At 71.2% G+C, this 17,717-nt stretch carries 21 protein-coding genes; 17 read left to right on the top strand and 4 right to left on the bottom strand.

The genetic code is table 11. The features are described from left to right. The first annotated feature begins 4 nt into the window (after positions 1-4). The 5 genes from ACGFNH_RS28410 (at position 5) to ACGFNH_RS28390 (ending at position 3,116) form a co-directional block, all read left to right on the top strand. Complete coding sequence (locus ACGFNH_RS28410) at positions 5-424, top strand: gas vesicle protein (protein WP_393658505.1); 420 nt, start codon at positions 5-7, stop codon at positions 422-424. A 6-nt stretch (positions 425-430) separates the two neighbouring features. Then, positions 431-1,285 (top strand): GvpL/GvpF family gas vesicle protein, encoded by an 855-nt coding sequence (locus ACGFNH_RS28405; protein WP_393658503.1) that lies wholly within the window; start codon positions 431-433, stop codon positions 1,283-1,285. Continuing rightward, positions 1,275-1,508, top strand: coding sequence for a gas vesicle protein (locus tag ACGFNH_RS28400; RefSeq protein ID WP_393658501.1), 234 nt, complete (start codon positions 1,275-1,277; stop codon positions 1,506-1,508). The genes ACGFNH_RS28405 and ACGFNH_RS28400 overlap by 11 nt, the downstream gene beginning before the upstream one ends. A gap of 159 nt (positions 1,509-1,667) precedes the next feature. Continuing rightward, a complete protein-coding gene (locus ACGFNH_RS28395) occupies positions 1,668-2,072 on the top strand; it encodes a gas vesicle protein K (protein ID WP_393658860.1) in 405 nt (134 codons plus the stop codon). Between the two features lie 267 nt (positions 2,073-2,339). Further along, positions 2,340-3,116, top strand: a complete 777-nt coding sequence (locus tag ACGFNH_RS28390; protein ID WP_393658499.1) for an acyltransferase — start codon at positions 2,340-2,342, stop codon at positions 3,114-3,116. Between the two features lie 308 nt (positions 3,117-3,424). Here the strand turns inward: ACGFNH_RS28390 and ACGFNH_RS28385 are convergent, their stop codons facing one another. Continuing rightward, positions 3,425-4,291: an EamA family transporter gene (locus ACGFNH_RS28385; protein WP_393658497.1), complete on the bottom strand. Its 867-nt coding sequence runs from the start codon at positions 4,289-4,291 to the stop codon at positions 3,425-3,427. A 109-nt stretch (positions 4,292-4,400) separates the two neighbouring features. On the opposite strand from ACGFNH_RS28385, the gene ACGFNH_RS28380 reads away from it, so the two are divergent. Both ACGFNH_RS28380 and ACGFNH_RS28375 read left to right on the top strand, forming a co-directional pair. Next, positions 4,401-4,973, top strand: a complete 573-nt coding sequence (locus ACGFNH_RS28380) for a helix-turn-helix domain-containing protein (protein ID WP_393658495.1) — start codon at positions 4,401-4,403, stop codon at positions 4,971-4,973. 78 nt (positions 4,974-5,051) lie between these two features. Further along, complete coding sequence (locus ACGFNH_RS28375) at positions 5,052-5,606, top strand: YbaK/EbsC family protein (RefSeq protein ID WP_393658493.1); 555 nt, start codon at positions 5,052-5,054, stop codon at positions 5,604-5,606. 215 nt (positions 5,607-5,821) lie between these two features. Here the strand turns inward: ACGFNH_RS28375 and ACGFNH_RS28370 are convergent, their stop codons facing one another. After that, a complete protein-coding gene (locus ACGFNH_RS28370) occupies positions 5,822-6,046 on the bottom strand; it encodes a hypothetical protein (RefSeq protein ID WP_393658491.1) in 225 nt (74 codons plus the stop codon). Between the two features lie 261 nt (positions 6,047-6,307). On the opposite strand from ACGFNH_RS28370, the gene ACGFNH_RS28365 reads away from it, so the two are divergent. The 5 genes from ACGFNH_RS28365 to ACGFNH_RS28345 all read left to right on the top strand — a co-directional run bounded on the left by ACGFNH_RS28365 (position 6,308) and on the right by ACGFNH_RS28345 (position 9,961). Then, complete coding sequence (locus tag ACGFNH_RS28365) at positions 6,308-6,568, top strand: hypothetical protein (protein ID WP_393658489.1); 261 nt, start codon at positions 6,308-6,310, stop codon at positions 6,566-6,568. Between the two features lie 90 nt (positions 6,569-6,658). Beyond that, complete coding sequence (locus tag ACGFNH_RS28360) at positions 6,659-6,865, top strand: helix-turn-helix transcriptional regulator (protein ID WP_393658488.1); 207 nt, start codon at positions 6,659-6,661, stop codon at positions 6,863-6,865. 28 nt (positions 6,866-6,893) lie between these two features. Beyond that, positions 6,894-7,898, top strand: a complete 1,005-nt coding sequence (locus ACGFNH_RS28355; protein WP_393658487.1) for a transcriptional regulator — start codon at positions 6,894-6,896, stop codon at positions 7,896-7,898. A gap of 129 nt (positions 7,899-8,027) precedes the next feature. Further along, positions 8,028-8,267, top strand: coding sequence for a hypothetical protein (locus ACGFNH_RS28350; protein ID WP_393658486.1), 240 nt, complete (start codon positions 8,028-8,030; stop codon positions 8,265-8,267). 584 nt (positions 8,268-8,851) lie between these two features. Then, positions 8,852-9,961 carry a methyltransferase domain-containing protein gene (locus ACGFNH_RS28345; protein ID WP_393658484.1) on the top strand — a complete coding sequence of 370 codons (1,110 nt, stop codon included), beginning with the start codon at positions 8,852-8,854 and terminating at the stop codon, positions 9,959-9,961. Between the two features lie 65 nt (positions 9,962-10,026). Here ACGFNH_RS28345 and ACGFNH_RS28340 read toward each other — a convergent pair whose 3' ends face one another. Continuing rightward, a complete protein-coding gene (locus ACGFNH_RS28340) occupies positions 10,027-10,434 on the bottom strand; it encodes a CoA-binding protein (RefSeq protein ID WP_393658482.1) in 408 nt (135 codons plus the stop codon). A 59-nt stretch (positions 10,435-10,493) separates the two neighbouring features. On the opposite strand from ACGFNH_RS28340, the gene ACGFNH_RS28335 reads away from it, so the two are divergent. Next, positions 10,494-11,120 (top strand): YigZ family protein, encoded by a 627-nt coding sequence (locus tag ACGFNH_RS28335; protein ID WP_393658480.1) that lies wholly within the window; start codon positions 10,494-10,496, stop codon positions 11,118-11,120. Positions 11,121-11,250: 130 nt separating this feature from the next. On the opposite strand, the gene ACGFNH_RS28330 is transcribed toward ACGFNH_RS28335, so the two are convergent. Then, the gene (locus ACGFNH_RS28330; protein ID WP_393658478.1) at positions 11,251-11,742 is read right to left on the bottom strand and encodes a MarR family winged helix-turn-helix transcriptional regulator; all 492 of its coding nucleotides are present in this window, start codon (positions 11,740-11,742) and stop codon (positions 11,251-11,253) included. Positions 11,743-11,846: 104 nt separating this feature from the next. On the opposite strand from ACGFNH_RS28330, the gene ACGFNH_RS28325 reads away from it, so the two are divergent. The 4 genes from ACGFNH_RS28325 to ACGFNH_RS28310 all read left to right on the top strand — a co-directional run bounded on the left by ACGFNH_RS28325 (position 11,847) and on the right by ACGFNH_RS28310 (position 17,532). Next, positions 11,847-12,260, top strand: coding sequence for an organic hydroperoxide resistance protein (locus ACGFNH_RS28325; protein WP_393658476.1), 414 nt, complete (start codon positions 11,847-11,849; stop codon positions 12,258-12,260). A 326-nt stretch (positions 12,261-12,586) separates the two neighbouring features. Next, positions 12,587-13,750, top strand: a complete 1,164-nt coding sequence (locus ACGFNH_RS28320; RefSeq protein WP_393658474.1) for an exonuclease SbcCD subunit D — start codon at positions 12,587-12,589, stop codon at positions 13,748-13,750. Further along, positions 13,747-16,848, top strand: coding sequence for an AAA family ATPase (locus ACGFNH_RS28315; RefSeq protein WP_393658472.1), 3,102 nt, complete (start codon positions 13,747-13,749; stop codon positions 16,846-16,848). Before ACGFNH_RS28320 ends, ACGFNH_RS28315 begins: the two co-directional genes overlap by 4 nt. 498 nt (positions 16,849-17,346) lie before the next feature. Next, positions 17,347-17,532 (top strand): CsbD family protein, encoded by a 186-nt coding sequence (locus tag ACGFNH_RS28310; RefSeq protein ID WP_393658470.1) that lies wholly within the window; start codon positions 17,347-17,349, stop codon positions 17,530-17,532. Positions 17,533-17,717 lie beyond the last annotated feature (185 nt).

Here is a 17,717-nt window from a genome sequence, read left to right as displayed (position 1 = left end):
TCTCATGGCGTCCGATTCTCTGGCCGGCCGTATGGGGCCGTCCCCCGCCCGGGGCGCGGCTGCCCCCTACGGCGGGGGAGGCTCGTCGGCCAACCTCGCCGACATTCTCGAGCGGGTACTCGACAAGGGTGTCGTCATCGCCGGTGACATCCAGATCAATCTGCTCGACATCGAACTGCTCACCATCAAGCTGCGGCTCCTGGTCGCCTCCGTCGACAAGGCGAAGGAGATGGGGATCGACTGGTGGGAGCACGACCCGTCCCTCTCCTCCCGGGCCCGCACCGGGCAGCGCAAGGTGGAGGGCGGGGCCAAGCCCCAGGTGGAGAGCGGAGCCGGGAACGGCGCCTCGCTCGCCGAGGAGAACGAGCGGCTGCGTGCGGAGATCGCTCGGCTCCAGGCCGCGGAACCGCAGCAGGGGAGCTGACGCGCGATGAGCAGCAACGTACCCGCCGCCGGCCCGGACCTTCTCAGCTATGTCTACGCGGTCGGCCGAACCGTTCCGGAGCTGGAGGACGCGGCGTCCCGGCTGACCGGGCACGGCGGCGCCGCGATGCGGACGGTCGGCGCGGACGGTCTGACGGCCGTGGTGTGCAGCGTCCCGGCGGTCGAATTCGACGAGGCCGGTCTCAAGGCCCAGTTGGAGGACCTGAGCCGGCTGGAGGCGATCGCGCGCTCCCATCACGCTGTCGTCGGCGCGCTCGTGGAGCGCACGGCGGTCCTCCCACTGCGCCTGGCCACGGTCTACCGCGACGACGCGCGGGTGGCCGGGATGCTCCAGGAGTCGAGGGACGCCTTCGCCGCCACACTGGAACGGCTGGAGGGGCATGTCGAGTGGGGCGTCAAGGTGTACGCGGAACCGGTCGAGCCGCGGACGGAGACGGCCGCACCGGCCTCCGCGCCCACGAACGGCTCCGAAGCGGAGAGCCGGGTGAGCCCCGGCCGCGCCTACCTCCAGCGGCGCCGGGCGCAACGCAGCAGCCGGAAGGACGCGTACCGCGCCGCGGGAGAAGCGGCGAACCGCGTCGCCGCCGTCGCTGCGTCGTTCGCGGCGGGCCGGGTGGCGCACCGTCCCCAGCAGGGGGCACTCGCCGAGGGAGCGGGCGAGAACATCGCCAATGACGCGTACTTGGTGCCGCTGGAGCGCAGCGAGGAGTTCCGGGCGGCGGTCGCGGAGGAAGGCAGGACCTTGTCCGGGGCGCGCGTCGATGTGACCGGACCGTGGGCGCCGTACTCGTTCGCCACTCCGGTGGACGGTGGCGGGGCAGGGGATGGACATGTCCGCTGACCTCACCTTCCCCGCGGGTTCCGGGATCGAGGCGGGCTCCGGGTTCGAGCGCGACCCGGCCGGTCCGCAGGTGGCCCTCATCGACCTGCTGGACCGGCTCCTCAATGGCGGGGCCGTGCTGACCGGGGACCTGGTGCTGTCCGTGGCGGATGTGGATCTCGTCCATATCAATCTGCGGGCGGTGATCCGTTCGGTCACCGAGGACGGCCCGGCGCCATGGTGACCGCGGTGACCGTTGGTGACGGCGGCAGTCCGGCAAGGAGGAGCTGCCCGGCGGCGCCCTGCTCGGCGGCCCACGGATGCGATGCCGCCGGGATGGCGAACGGGGCGTGCGACAGGTGCCGTTGGACCGCGAGCGGAACGACGAAGGGACAAGATCGTGATGGACACCTCTGAGCTGACAGGCGCGACCGAGGGCACTGGTATCGCCCGGCTCGATGAGGTCGCCACTGCCGCTGCCCGGGCGTTCGACCTGCTGCCCGCCGGTCCCGACGACCGCGGTGGGGGCGGTGTGGCGCAGCGGCTGAAGACCGATCCCGACACCGTCGAGCGGGACCTCCTCAAGCTGGTGCTCACCATCGTGGAACTGCTCCGGCAGTTGATGGAGCGGACGGCTCTGCACCGTGTGGACCAGGGCGATCTGACGGATGAGCAGGAAGAGCGCATCGGTATGACGCTGATGACGCTTCAGGACCGGATGTCGGCGCTCTGCGACCGGTACGACTTGACGCTCGAGGATCTGAATCTGGACCTGGGCCCCCTGGGATCCCTGCTCCCGCAGTCCTGACATCCCGCAGTCCTGACACCGCCGGCCGGCGCGCGACAGGTGGGCGCCCCCCTGGCCGACCCCGGCCCCGCGTCGGAGAGCGCGGCGGGCAACGGCGCCACCGAGTCCTGCCGGGCGGGTGACCCGGGCCCTTGAGCCCGGCGGGGGACCGCGTCCTTGAGCCCGGCGTCCCGAACGCCTGGGCCTGTGCACCGCGCGCCCCGGATGGGGCGAAGATCACAGCACAGCGCGTACGCCGCCCGACGCGTGGCTGAGTACCGTGAGCGGGTGCCGAAGAACCGGAACACGTTCTCATCGCTTGCCGCCTGGCGCCGACGCGTGGTCACGCGTGCGGTGCACCGCGGCTGGCGCTGGATGCAGAACGCGGGAGCGGTGACGGCCGAGCGTCCGGGACGCCACCGCTTCGGCCGGATAGGCAACGGGACCCGGCTCGCCTTCCCGCAGGGGACGCTCTTCGGCGAGCCGTGGATCCATCTCGGAGATCACTGCATCATCGGCGAGCAGGTCACGCTGACCGCCGGGATGATGCCGGGGGTCGATCTCGGTCCGGATCCGGTGCTGCGACTGGGCAACGGAGTCGTCCTCGGTCGCGGCAGCCATGTCGTGGCTTCCCGGGCCGTCGTCTTCGGCGATGACGTGTTCTGCGGCCCGTACGTCTATGTCACCAGCGACAACCACAGCTACGACGATCCCGATCAGCCGGTGGGCCGGCAGTGGCCGCGCACCGCCCCCGTCGAGATCGGGTCCGGAAGCTGGCTCGGCGCGGGAGCGGTGATACTCCCCGGTGCCCGTCTCGGCCGCAATGTGGTCGTCGCGGCCGGTGCGGTGGTCCGCGGTGATGTGCCCGCCCGCGCCGTTGTCGCAGGGGCACCCGCCCGCGTCGTCCGCCGCTGGGACCCCGAGTCGGGCTGGCAGCCCCCACTGCGCACCCCGCCGCCCGTGCCGATCCCCGAAGGCATCACGCCGGAGCAGCTCATCGCGCTGACCGAGTTGGACGGGCTGCCCGCGGACCCGGGCACACTGGATCTGTCGGCCGACCGCTGAGGCTGCGGGGCCGGGCGAGGAGATGCGGGCGATGAGCAACCGGAACCTGCGCATCCTGCTGGCGATCGCCGTGGTGATCCAGGGCATCGCCCTGGCGGTGTACGCCGTACGGCAGTTGTGACCGCACGAGGGTGTGCGGGGTCCCGGTCCACCACGCGACCCCGGCCTGGCTGGCCCGGCTGACCCGACCCGCCCCGGCTGACCCGACCCGCCCCGGCTGACCCGACCCGGCGTGCCCACCGTCCGGCGACGCACCGGCCGCCCACCCACCTCGGCGAGTGTCCCGACGCCGGCGCCCCCGGCTTCGCTCAGCCCGCCGCCAGAAGCAAAGTGCCGAAAAGGGCCAGCCCCGCACCCGCTGCCTGCACCATCCGCAGCCGCTCTTTGAGGAAGCCGCGCGCCGCCACTGCGGTGATCACGGGGTAGAGGGAGGCGAGCACGGCGGCGACGGTGACCGGACCATAGCCGGCCGCCATGGCATAGGTGCCGTTGGCCGCGACATCCGCGAGCCCGACGAATCCGAGCGCGGGCAGCGAGGTGCGTATCGCCTGCCAGCCGCCGTCCTCCGGCAGAGCCCTGCCCCCGCGCCGCACGGATGCGTACAACGCCGTGCCACCGACCACCACATTGGTCACCCGCTGCACGAAGAGCGCGAGGAAGAGGCCTGTGACGGTGGTCGAGGCCTCCGCGATCAGTGCCATGACGGAGCCGAACCCGAAGGCGGCGACCAGCGTCAGCAGGATGGCCTGGCGCTGCACCGGCGCGCCCCGGAGCTGCGGACCCCCCGCCAGCACCACACCCGCCACGGCCACCAGGATTCCGGCGACCTGCAGCAGCCCCGGCCGCTCGCCGATCATGAGCCCGACCCCGACGGGGACCGCGACACCCAGCGACCCGAGCGGTGAGACGACGCCCATCGGGCCGAGCGCCAGGGCGCGGTAGAAGCACAGCATCGCCACCGGGCCCACGACGCCCGCCGCGGCGGCGAACCACAACTGCGGCCCGGCCTCGTGCCACGCGGCGGTCGCGACGACGATCGCGCCGAGCACGCCCGTGGCGAGGATCTGCGAGACGACGACCACGGTGAGGGCCGGGATGCGCTTGGTGAGCAGCCCGCCGCCGAAGTCGGCCAGTCCCCACAGGAGGCTGGTGGCCAGGGCGAAGACGGCTGTCATCGGAAACCTCGCAGTACAGTGGAGTGAACGCCGGGGTACAGCACACGGTAGTACAGCACAGTGGACTCTGTCATCCAGAATATTGAACGGAACGGTGGAGCGGCGACACGTGACGGACCTCGACCACCTCACCCAGTCCCTCGCGCGCAATCTCAAGCACTGGCGCACCGAGCGGGGCTTCACCCTGGAAGCGCTCGCGTCCCGTGCCGGAGTGAGCCGGGGCATGATCATCCAGATCGAGCAGGCGCGGACGAACCCGAGCGTCGGGACGACCGTGAAGCTCGCCGACGCCCTCGGCGTCAGCATCACCACCCTCCTCGACTACGACGAGGAACCCAGGGTCCGGATCGTCCCCGCCGAGCAGGCCGTACGGATGTGGTCGACCGACGCCGGCAGCTCGGTCTCCCTGCTCGCCGGCACCCAGGACCCCGGCCCGCTCGAGCTCTGGGTCTGGCGCATCATGCCCGGTGAGGGCAGCAGCTCGGATCCCCACCCCAGCGGCACGTTCGAGATGGTGCATGTGACGGCGGGGGAGTTGACCCTGGTCGTCGACGCGGAGGAGTACCACGTGCCCATGGGTGCCTCGGCCAGCTTCGAGGCCAGCGGCTCGCACACCTACCGCAACGACGGGGAGGAACCGCTGGAGATGACCATGACGGTCTCCGTCCCGCCGATGCGCTGAGGCAGCCCTCCCTTGTGGCGCCGCGGCCCGTGATCATGGTCTCGGAAACCGTCACAGTTGGCTGTTAGCGTGGCGGACATGCGCGCTCCCATCGGAAACTTCGACTCCGTCCGGCCCGCTGCCGAGACGCTTGACGAGCTCAACCCGGCCGTCGCCGAAGGCATCCGCTCCTGGAGCGGCGCGGTCCCCGTGGGGCAACTCCTGTACGTCGACACCGATCCGGAGAAGGCCGACACCGCCGTCTTCGCCGAGGCTTATGGGCCCGGACTCCACGAGGCGTCGGCCAACTGCGTCGTCGTCGCGGGCAAGCGCGGCCAGACCGTCACCCTGGCCGCATGCATGGTGCTCTCCAGCACGCGCCTGGACGTCAACGGTGCGGTGCGCCGCCATCTCGGCGTGCGCAAGGCGTCGTTCGCGCCCATGGACACGGCGGTGGGGGAGTCCGGCATGGAGTACGGCGGCATCACGCCCATCGGACTGCCCGGCGACTGGCCCGTGCTGGTGGACGCCGCGGTCGTCGACGTGCCGTACGTCGTCATCGGCAGCGGGAGCCGTCGCGGCAAGCTGCTCGTCCCGGGCAAGGCGCTCGCCGCCCTCCCCGGTGCGACCGTGCTCGACGGCCTGGCCGGCTGATCACCCACGCCGGCGGGCGCAGCCGCGCTCAGTGCAGCAGCGGGATCTCGATGGCCGGAGAGCAAAGGGCCAAGTCCCCAGCTCGTGTTGGAGCAGCGGCCTCGAAAACCCTCCACAGAGGTTCGATTCCTCCCGCATGTGCCTCACCGCGAAGGGGTTGAAGGACGCCAGAAGATCGCTGGGTAAGCCAGTAGGGCGGCCCAGGAAGGACCGCCCTACTTGGGCTGGGCGCCGCGCTTCACGTGGCTAAGGATGTTCATCCCGACGCCCAGTGAAGCGGCGAGACTGGTACCGCTGGCGGCGAAGACAGCCAGCGCACGAGCATTGAACGCAACCATGACGACGGCGGCGACGAGGGCCACCACGATGGAGCCCAGAGCGACGATGGCGATATCACGCGCCGGATGGTCACACGCCTGATGGGTCGAGTTGACCGACACCGTTCCTCCATTATCAAATTCGCCCGCTGAGGCAGCCCACGACCCGATGATGGTGAGTGGGGATGCGGCAGCAGCGACGCGCAGTCGGGCTATGGAGCCCGCAACCGGCCGGTTGGCAGTTGGTCCGCGTCGGAGTGGCGAAAATGCAATGGAGCCTCCGAAGGTAGAGGAGTCAGAAAGCAACACCTTAGTGTGCGTCAACTCGTATGCAACAGGGCGTAGTTCAGACATCAGCCCCGCCGCGGAGGAAAGTTCCCGTGTGTGGGGCTGCGCTTCTTCAAGCCCGATCTGAGAGGGGAGCGGGGAACGCATGAAGATCACCGCTCAGCAAGTGATCGGACCTGCCTTCGTGGTGGCCGTCGACAGATGGGGGCGCTGGAGCAGTACAAGAGCGGCACCACCTACGACACGGAAGTGGAGGTCGTCGACCACGAGAACTATCGCAACTGGCACGACCGTCATCACTCGGGGGACACCCTGAACACCTACCCAATCGAGATCACCGCGCAGAAGGTCCATTAGCACAGCCACGAGAGCCCCCGTCGGGAACATACGGCAGGGGCTTTCTGCGTTCCCGGCAAGGCGTACTCTGGCTGAGAGGTAGGTGAGCCCATGTCTTCGGAACTGGCGGAAAACGTACGCGCCCACCGACGCCGCGCAGGCATGACGCAGGAGGAGTTGGCCACTGCTGCCGACGTCTCCCCGGGCGTCGTCCGGAAAGTCGAGCAGGGCGGCAGTGCTCGCGTCGAGACGCTCTACGCTTTCGCTCCGCGCGCTGGGCATCCCGACGTCCGACCTCTTCGCCTCCGGCGCGCCTGAACCCGTGCGGGAGGCAGAGGGATCCCGCATGCGGCTGGTGGAGCTACGCCGCGCGCTCATGCCGCCCGTCGGACTTGCCGACACCGTGGCGGACGCGGGGGAGGCGGCAGACCTCAGTACCGCTCAACGAGACATCGACGACGCCCATGCGCTGTATCAGTCGGACCGCTACGACTCGGTGGCGAAGAGGCTGCCCGAGATCCTCCGCGGCGTGGAGGCTGCTACGGCAGTGGCGGGGGACGACGAGGCCCGCCGGGTCGCCCTGACGGTCCGGGCTCAGGCGTACTTCCTGGCCGGCAAGTACCTGACTCAGGTCCGGCAGTACGACCTGGCCTACCACGCGATCTCGCGGGGCATTCAGGACGCCCGGGAGACCGGGCAGAGGCTCATGGCTGCTTACGGCGTTGTCGGCATGAGCTGGCTCCTCCTCCGTCAGGACCGCTTCGACGAGTGCGAGCACCTGGCGACGTCGACAGCCGATGAGATCGAACCTCGCGTTTCCTCCTCCACGCCGGAGCAACTGGCCCTCTGGGGAGAGCTGTCGCTCCGTGTCGCCTCCGCATCGATCCGGAACAATCGATCCGATACCGCGCAGGAGGCCCGGCGCATGGCTGCAACGGCCGCCAGTGCCCTGGACATGGAACACGTGGACTTTCGGGCGCACTGGTCGACGTTCGGGCCCGTGACGGCCGGCATCAAGGCCGTGGAAGACCTGTCCCTGATCGGCGATGCCCGGGGCGTCCTGCGGCACGCGGACGACGGGGTGTTGGGCCGGAAGGCGCTGAAGAACGTCGGGAAGCCCAGCGCGAACAACTGGGACCGCCACCGTCTCGACGTCGCGAAGGCCCACGTCTCTCTGGGCTCTCACCAGGACGCCATGCATGAGCTGAACCTGATGCTCCGTACGTCGCCGGAGTGGCTGAAGCACCAGGCGATGGCCCGCTACGTCATGGCGGACATCCTGCATCACAGGAAGCGCACCCTGACGAAGGACATGCGCACCATGGCGGCTCACTTGGGGATCACCGGCTAGCTACTACGTACCGTGGCAGTTCCGCGGCAGAGAGTCGCGAACTGCCATGCTGCGTGCCTGGCCTGACGTTTCGTCATCGCCGTACGGTCATTCGTGTCCGCTACAGCGACGAAACCCGCAGGGGTCCCCATGGCCACGAGGCAAACAGAGGAGCAATCCGAGCGGCGCCGTGAGCTGTCCGACGCCTTGGACCAGCTCCGGGTGCCCGACGCGGAACGCCCCGTTGCGGTCGACGTGCGGTCGTCGACGAAGGGCCACGTCATGGGTGAACTCTGGGGAAGGACGTACATCCGCCCCCTCCACGGCGGCCCCGAATGGGAAGCCCCGTCGGAGTTCATCCGGGAACTGCCCGAGGGGAGCGAGGCATGAAGGACATGCGCCGACTCCCCTGGAAGGGCCCGGCAGGTCAGGAGTCCTTCCTGAACGCCGGCCCGGACAGTGCGCTCGCAGCCATCGCTGACGAGATCGAGGAGGCCCAAGTCACCATGGCTCAGGAGGCTCTGACGGAGGCTCGCGTAACGCTCGCCCCCACCCACGGTGGCTGCCGCCTACCATCCTGGCGACCGCCGGCAGTGCCCTGATGGCCCTGGAGGATGTGATCCGCGTGGCGGAGAACCGCAGGGAGCGGCTGGAGGCGCTTGAAGACCGGATGGACGAGCTGACCGACGACACGTCGGAGCCGGCCACCACATAGCTCCCGTGTCCCGCCGCTGTTGGGCGGCGGACGGTGAGGGCGGGGCCCCGGCCTCCGGTGAGGTCGGCGGTCAGGGCTCCCGTCAGCGAGGCAACAACGGTGCGGGGAAGTCTCGCACCGCAGCTCACACAGAGGAGTAGGCATGCCAAGCACGGATGACGGCAAGCACGGCGGTAGCCCCGCACCCATCAAGCCGTGGACTCCGCCGCCGAACCCGCCGTCCCCTGACGGCGACGGATCCTGATAGGAGACTGACGTCATGACGGACCCCGAGAAGCGGGCCACCGGTCACCGATCGCTGGTCAAGAACCTCGATGAGCGCGGCTTACTCGACGACCCGTGGCGGCGCGTGTGGGACGCGGTCCCGCGCGACCTGTTCATCCCGCCGCAGATCTGGCGGCAGCGTCCGACCCGGTGCGAGCCGGTCAAGACCGACGCCGCGTGGTGGGAGCTGGTCTACAGCGACGAGCCCGTAGTCATCCGGGTGGACGACGGACAGGAGGACGGGCCCGGGATCGCTACGTCGTCCAACTCGATGCCGTCCATGGTCGCGCGCATGCTGGGACTGCTCGCCGTGGGGGACGGGCAGCGGGTTCTGGAGATCGGCACCGCATCGGGGTTCGTCGCGGCGCTCCTGTCCGAGCGTCTCGGTGAGGGCCAGGTGTTCAGCGTCGAGTTGGATCCGGCCCTTGCAGAGACCGGCAGGAAGAACCTCGCGGCAGCCGGCTACGCGCCGGCCGTAGTGCAGGCTGACGGCGAGCAGGGCTGGCCGGAGGGAGCACCGTATGACTGGGTCATCGCGACGTGTGCGCTGCGACACGTACCGTCCGCCCTCATCGAGCAACTGCGGCCCGGAGGCATCCTGGTCGCACCGCTCATCCGAGAGTTCGGGAGCGGCGCTCTCGTGGAGCTGACTGTCCAATCGGACGGCGCCGCTGTAGGCCCATTCCGGGGCGGCGCTTCGTACATGCCCATGCGCTCCCACCGGGCACAGGCAGGCGCACCGATCGACGAGGCCACCGGCCGTTGTAGGTCGACGGAACTCGACCCCGGGCGCATCGCCGCCCTGCCGTTCACGCTCTACGCCGGCGCCCGCATGCCGGGCGTGTCGATGGTGCGTCAGCGGGAAGACATCGGCGTCCGCGTCTGGCTCGACGACGGACAGGGGTCAGGAGCCACCATCGGATCCGGAGAGCCTGTGTGGCTGTACGGTCCGCGGGACCTGTGGGCCGACGTCGAGAGGTCTCTTAAGGAATATGTCGACATCGGAGCCCCGGACGTGAAGGAGTTCGGCCTCACTGTGGGCCCTGACGGACACAGCGTGTGGCTGAGCACGCCGGAACGCGTGATCCAGCCCTGCAACGTGTAACCCCTCGAACCGCCCCGGCTGTCCTCTTCCCCTCCGTGGAGGATGGCCGGGGCTTCTTCGTTCCGCTAACCCAGGGACTGAAGCTCGATCGCCGGGCAGCGGTCCATGACCATGTCGAGCCCGGCGGCGCGGGTGCGCGCGTACGCGTCCTCGTCCACGACCCCGAGCTGGTACCAGACGGCCTTCGCGCCGATCGCGACCGCCTCGTCGGCCACCGCCCCGGCCAGCTCGCTGTTCACGAACACATCGACCACGTCCACCGGGAACGGGACGTCCGCCAGCGAGGCGTACCCCTGCTCCCCGTGCACCGTCTCCGCCTTCGGGTGCACCGGTACCACGCGCTTACCCAAACGCTGGAGCACGCGGGCGACCCCGTAGGCGGCGCGGTGCTCATTGGTCGACAGCCCGACCACCGCCCAGGTGTCGCCTGAGGCGGTCAGAATCCTGCGGATCGTCGCTGCGTCTGCGTACATGCCCCCGTCAACAGACGGCCCGGCGACGCCATTCCCGGCGCCCGGCATAGGGTGAGGAGATGCAGGAGCAGTACCGGACGGTGGCGCGCGAGGGCGTGCACGAGATCGAGATCAACAAGTCGCGCTTCCTCTGCACGCTCGCCCCGGCCGCGACCGAGCGCGAGGCGCAGGACCTCATCCAGCGCATCCGCAAGGAACACCCGACCGCGTCGCACAACTGCTGGGCGTACGTCATCGGCGCCGACGCCGGTCTGCAGAAGGCGAGCGACGACGGGGAGCCGGGCGGCACCGCGGGGGTTCCCATGCTGCAGATGCTGCTGCGCCGCGAAGTCCGGTACGCCGTCGCGGTCGTGACGCGGTACTACGGCGGCGTCAAACTCGGCGCGGGCGGGCTGATCCGGGCATACGGCGGCGCTGTGGGCGAGGCGCTCGACACGCTGGGCACCATCACCCGCAGGCGCTTCCGGCTGGCCACCGTCACCGTGGACCACCAGCGGGCGGGAAAGCTGGAGAACGATCTGCGGGCGACCGGTCGCGAGGTGCGGGACGTCCGGTACACGAACGAGGTCGCCATCGAGGTCGGGCTGCCCGAGGCGGAGGTCGACGCCTTCCGGTCCTGGCTCGCCGACAGCACATCGGGCACGGCGGTCCTCGAACTCGGCGGCGAGGCCTACGGAACGGTCTGACGCCCCCGCCGTGCGGGGAGCCCGGGGGGTACTGAGTTGCCGAATACGTAGGCATCCGCGTGCGGTCCCGTATGTATCAGGCATGGCGTTCTCCCCGGTCGCGTACGAACCGGCGGCCGGGCGCGTCCGGTCAGAGGCCGGCGCAGTCGCCGGACACCGCGTCCAGGTCCGCGGCGTCCAGCGTCTCCGTCAGCGCACGCAGCCGCGCGCGCACCTCGCGCATCTCGTCCAGCGAGAACCCCGTCGCCGCCGCGATCCTGCGCGGTACGTCCAGCGCCTGCTTGCGGAGCTCGGTCCCCGACGCCGTGGGGCGGGCCGTGACCGAGCGCTCGTCGTCGGCGCTGCGCCGCCGCTCGACGTATCCCGCCGACTCCAGGCGCTTGAGCAGGGGGGACAACGTCCCGGAGTCCAGGCGCAGATGCTCGCCGATCCTCTTGACCGGAAGCTCGCCGTGCTCCCAGAGCACCAGCATGACCAGGTACTGAGGGTAGGTGAGGCCGAGATCCTTGAGCACGGTGCGGTACACGCTGTTGAAGGCGCGTGAGGCGGCGTGCAGCGAGAAGCAGATCTGGTTGTCGAGGCGGAGGAGTTCCTCCTCGGGTGCGGTGGGCGGCGTCTCCATGGCGACCAGACTACCGCGCGTCATTGAGTTGCGCACAATTTAATTGTGTGCTGTAGTCATCCCAGTCGGTTTCCACGGACTCGTGACAAGTAGGGATGGAACTCATGGACGCGCTGTACACCGCTGTCGCCACCGCCAACGGCCGCGAAGGTCGTGCCGTCAGCTCCGACGGCCAGATCGACCTCCCGCTCGCCTTCCCGGCTCAGCTCGGCGGCAACGGACAGGGCACCAACCCCGAGCAGCTCTTCGCCGCGGGCTATGCCGCCTGCTTCGCCAGCGCGATGGGGGCCGTCGGCCGCGAGGAGCGGATCGACGTCAAGGACGCCTCCGTGACCGCCGAGGTCGGCATAGGCAAGGACACCGACGGTGGCTTCGGTCTCGCCGTGGTCATGCGCGTCGAGCTGCCCGAGCACCTCCAGGGCGAGGCGGGCCGCGACCTGGTCGAGAAGACCCACGCCTACTGCCCGTACTCCAAGGCCACCCGGGGCAACATCGACGTCCGGCTCGTCATCGAGTAGGCCGCATCTCCCCTCGGGCGTGCGTATCCCCTCGGGCGTGCCTCTCCCCTCGGGCGCGCGTGACGCCGCGCCGCCCCATCCGCTCCACACCCTCCGGAGCCCGGCCCCCTGTCCTGCCGACACGGGCCGGGCTCCGGCCCTGTTGCCCCTCGTGTTCGGCCAGGGCGAGAGGGCGCCGGACGGTGCGGCCGCGGGTGAAAATCCGAGGTCGGTGATCGGCGCGGGTCCCGCCGGGTTACGGTGGTCGGTGCCGGTTCCCGGGCCCGAACGGGCGGTGCCGGCCGCAGGGGTGGAGAAAGGAAGCGCGTGCAGGTCGGTGTCCGCTGGTGAGAGTGCTGCACACATCCGACTGGCATCTCGGCCGGTCCTTCCACCGGGCCTCCCTCCTCGCCGCGCAAGAGGCGTTCGTCGACCACCTCGTCGAGACAGCGCGGGACCGGTGTGTCGATGCGGTACTGGTCTCGGGTGATGTGTACGACAGGGCCGTACCGCCGTTGTCCGCCGTCGAGTTGTACGACAGCGCACTCCATCGTCTCGCCGAACTCGGCGTACCCACGGTCATGATCTCCGGCAACCACGACTCGGCGCGCCGTCTCGGCGTCGGCGCCGGCCTGATGGTGCGTGCGGGTATCCACCTGCGGACCGACCCGGCCCGGTGCGCCGAGCCGGTCGTCTTCAACGACGAGCACGGCGCCGTCGCCGTCTATGGCCTGCCCTACCTCGAACCCGCCCTGGTGCGCGAGGCGTTGGGGGCCGGGAAGGCCGGACACACCGCAGTCCTCGGCGCCGCCATGGAACGCGTGCGTGCGGACCTCGATGCCCGCCCGCCCGGCACCCGCTCGATCGTCCTCGCCCACGCCTTCGTCGCGGGCGGCGCGCCGAGCGACAGCGAACGCGACATCACCGTCGGCGGGGTGGCGGCTGTCCCTTCCGGGCTCTTCGACGGGATCGACTATGTGGCGCTGGGGCACCTCCACGGCTGTCAGACCATCAGCGAGCGCATCCGCTACTCCGGTTCGCCCCTCGCCTACTCCTTCTCGGAGAGTGAGCAGAGCAAGGGCATGTGGCTCGTCGACCTCGGGGCCGGGGACGCGTTCACGGCCGAGCGGATCGACTGTCCCGTACCCCGCCCCCTCGCCCGGATCCGCGGCCGCGTCGAGGAACTCCTCGCCGACGCGCGGTATGCACCGTACGAACAGGCCTGGCTCGAGGCGACGCTCACCGACCCCGTCCGCCCGCACGAGCCGATGGCCCGGCTCGCCGAGCGCTTCCCGCACGTCCTCAGCCTTGTGTTCGCGCCCGAGCGGTCCGCCGAGGACCCGCACACCGGTTATGCGGAGCGACTCAAGGGCCGTAACGACCGTGAGATCGCCGAGGACTTCGTGGCGCATGTGCGCGGTGCGGATCCGGATGCATGTGAACGGGCCGTACTCCACGGCGCGTTGGACGATGTACGCGCCGACGACACGCTGAACGAGGTGGCCGGGTGAGGCTGCACCGCCTGCGGATCACCGCCTTCGGTCCGTTCGCGGGCACCGAGGACGTCGACTTCGACGACCTGTCGGCGGCCGGCCTCTTCCTGCTCCACGGTCCGACGGGTGCGGGCAAGACCTCCGTGCTCGACGCCGTCTGCTTCGCGCTGTACGGCGGTGTGCCCGGAGCCCGGCAGGGCGGGCAGTCCCTGCGCAGCGACCACGCCGACCCGAACACGCCCACCGAGGTGATGCTCGAACTCACCGTCGGGGAGCGGCGGTTGGAGATCACGCGCCGTCCCGAGCAGCTGCGGCCCAAGAAGCGGGGGGAGGGACTCACCCGGGACAAGGCCCAGACGTGGCTTCGCGAGCGCATCGCCCCCGGAACCGAGGGGTCGGGCGGGTCGGGCGGGCCGGGCGGGGAATGGAAGGCTCTCAGCCGCTCCCACCAGGAGGTGGGGGAGGAGATCGGGCAGCTCCTCGGCATGAGCCGGGAGCAGTTCTGCCAGGTCGTCCTTCTGCCGCAGGGCGACTTCGCGCGCTTCCTGCGGGCCGACGCCGAGGCACGCGCCCATCTGCTCGGCAGACTCTTCGACACGCGCCGCTTCGCCGCCGTAGAGGAGCGGCTCGCGGAGCTGCGGCGCGCCGCGGAGAAGAAGGTGAGCAGCGGCGACGAACGCCTCCTCGCGCTCGCCCACCGCATGACGCAGGCCGCGGGCGACAGCCCTGACCTCCGCGACCACCCGCTGCCCGAACTGGCCCCCGGTGAACCGGGATTGGCGGAAGCCGTCCTGCAGTGGGCGGCCATCGCCCGTACGAGCGCGCGCGAGCGTGACACCATCGCCGGAGCGGCGGTGCGCGCCGCCGAGGTCGACCATGGGCAGGCCCAGCGACACGCCGAAGGCGTCCGGGAACTCGCCGCGCTTCAAGAACGACACGCCGAGGCCCGGCGCAGGGCCGCGGTGCTCGAGACGCACCGGGACGAGGCCGACCGGGTGCGAGCCCGGATGGACCGGGCCCGCTCGGCGGAGAAGGTCGTCCCCGCACTCGAACTGCGCGACGCGGCGGAGCGCGAACACCGGTCCGCCGCCGCGGTGTTGGAAGAATGCCGGTCGGCACTGGCCCGTGAAGCCGATGCGCTCCCGACGGCCCGTGAAGCCGATGCGCTCCCGACCGGTCTCGCCGACGCCGGTGCCGACCGGCTCGCCGCCCTGGAACGCGAACTCCGCGAAGAGCTGGGTGGACTGGCCGCGGGGCGGCGCGCCGAGGAGCGGGCGGCCCGCACGGCGGCCGAGCGTGCCGGACTCGACCGCGAGGCACGGTCCGACGACGGCGTCCTGCGGGAGGCCGAGGGCTGGCTCGCCGCGTGGGAGCCGGTGCGCGACCGCCTCCGGCAGCGTATCGACCGCGCGCAGGAAGCCGCCACCCGTGCCGAACAGCTCGGCGGCCAGGTCGCCCAGGCCGTCCAACGGCTGGAGGCCGCCGAGGAACACGAGCGCCTCGCGGCCGGGCTGGGCCGTGCGGAGGAACAGATGGAGCGCGCCAGGAGCCGTACGTCCGGCGCGCGGGAACACTGGCTCGACCTCAAGGAACGGCGCCTGGCCGGGATCGCTGCCGAACTCGCCGCCGGACTGCGGTCGGGGGAGGCGTGCAAGGTCTGCGGTGCGACCGAGCACCCCGAGCCGGCGCGCGCCGCCGACGACCATGTGGACCGTGCCGCCGAGGACCACGCCCTCCAGATGTACCAACAGGCCGACGCGGACCGGGAAGTGGCCGACGGACGGGTGCGGGCCCTGCGCGAGTCCTTGACCGCCGCGCGGTCGGCCGCGGGCGACACCCCCGTGGCCGGACTCCGCGACGAGGTCCAGGCCCTGCGGCGGTCCCACGCGGACGCGCGGGCCACCGCCGCCGACGCGCATGACGCCCGCGAAGCCCTTGCGCGCGCCGAGCGGGAGTACGAACTCCGGCGTGCCGCGCAGCAGGAGGCCGGGCGCCGCGCCTCCGCGCGGGCGTCCCGGCGCGAGGTGCTGGACGCTCAACTCGCCGAGGCGGAAGGCGAGGTGAAGCGCGCGCGGGGCGACGCATCGAGCGTCGCCGACCGCGCGGCCCGGCTGGAGCGACGCGCGGCGCTGATGGGCGAAGCCGCCACGGCCGTACGCACCGCCGAGAGCGCGGCGCGGCGGCTGAAGGAGGCCGACGCGCGACTCGCCGATGTCGCCTACCGGGCCAAGTTCGACACGCCGGCGGCGGCGGCCGCGGCCGTGCTCGACGGAGCCCAGTGGCGGGAGCTGCAGCACCGCCTCGACCAATGGCAGGCCGAGAAGGCCTCCGTCATGGCCGAGTTGGCCGACCATCGTCTCGCATCGGCCGCGGACCGCCCGCCGGCCGACACCGCCGCCGCCCAGGCCGCGGTCGACGCCGCCACACGCCGGTTGCGCACCGCGTCCGCGGCCGAGTCGGCCGCCGCGACGCGCTGCACCGAACTCGACGCCATCGGCACCGAGGCAGAAGCCGGCGCACGCCGACTCGCCCCGCTGCGGCGCGAGTACGACAGGGTGGCGCGCCTCGCGGGACTCGCCGCCGGAACCTCCGCCGAGAACGAGCGCAGGATGCGCCTGGAGTCCTACGTCCTCGCAGCGCGTCTCGAACAGGTCGCCGCGGCAGCGAGCGCCCGCCTCCAGCGCATGTCCTCCGGGCGGTACACCCTGGTCCACTCCGACGCCAGGACGAGCGGCCGCGGCCGGTCCGGCCTCGGCCTGCACGTGATCGACGCCTGGACGGGCAGTGAGCGCGACACCGTCAGCCTCTCCGGCGGCGAGACGTTCTTCGCCTCGCTGTCCCTGGCCCTGGGCCTGGCGGATGTGGTCACCGAGGAGGCGGGGGGCACCCGGCTCGACACGCTCTTCATCGACGAGGGGTTCGGCAGCCTGGACGAGCAGACGCTCGATGACGTCCTCGACGTACTGGACTCCCTGCGCGAGCGTGATCGTACGGTCGGCATCGTCAGTCACGTGGCCGACCTCCGTATGAGGATCCCGGCCCAGCTCGAGGTCACGAAGACCCGCACGGGCTCGGCCCTGCGCCATCACACAGCGGGCCATCACACAGCGGGCTGATCGCGGAACGCGGCGATCCCCGCTGCGCAGGACGGCTCAAGGGTCCGCCCGCACGACGCCGGGTTCCCGCACGGCGCCGGGTTCGTCGCGTGGGCCCGTACCACAGCGGTTCGCGCGCGAGCTTCCTTGACGGAGGAGTGAGGGAGGGGACTTGGGGCACTCGGTGCGGGGCAGGGTCCGCTGTGGCGGGGGCATGCACGGTCCTTCCGGCCGGGGTCTGCACGGTCCTTCCGGCGGGTGCCTGCACAACCCCGCCCGCGGTGCCCGCCGCGGCGCACCCGTCATGTGCGCGGCACCCCGCCCGGGAGGTGCGGTGGTGCCCACCCGGGGGCCGGATGGCAGCCGTCTGCTGCGCCGGTTCAGCCGCCGAGGCGAGCGGCACGAGGCCGGTCGGCAGTCGCCTCGGCCCTGGAGTGCACCTGCCGTAAATGTGTGTTTCCGTAAGGAAATGTCGGGCATGTGCCTGGCAGAGACCGAACGCTGACGAAAGGTGCCGGCATGAGCGGGCAGGACAAGGCCGAAGCGAAGGCCGAGCAGATGAAGGGCAAGGCCAAGGAGGCCGTCGGGCGCGGGACGGGCGACGAGGACCTGGAGGCCGAAGGCCGTGGCGACCAGGCCAAGGGTGACGCCCGGGAGGCGATCGAGAAGGCCAAGGACGCCGCCAAGGACGTCTTCAAGGACTGACGCACACTCCGTCCACTCCGGACGCGCCGGAACGGAAAGCTGTCGCGTCAGTCGTGGGGGGCGGGGGGCCCCCCCCCGGCCCCCCCCCCCCCCCCCCCCCCGGCGCCCGGGGGGGGGGGGGGGGCCGCACACCCCGGCCCACGCCAACACCCACGCGGGCCGGCCCACCCCGCCCCCCCCCAGCC

Origin of the sequence: Streptomyces sp. NPDC048639 (assembly GCF_043199075.1) — a bacterium.
Lineage (GTDB): Bacteria > Actinomycetota > Actinomycetes > Streptomycetales > Streptomycetaceae > Streptomyces.
This window is presented reverse-complemented; position numbering and strand designations above follow the sequence as displayed.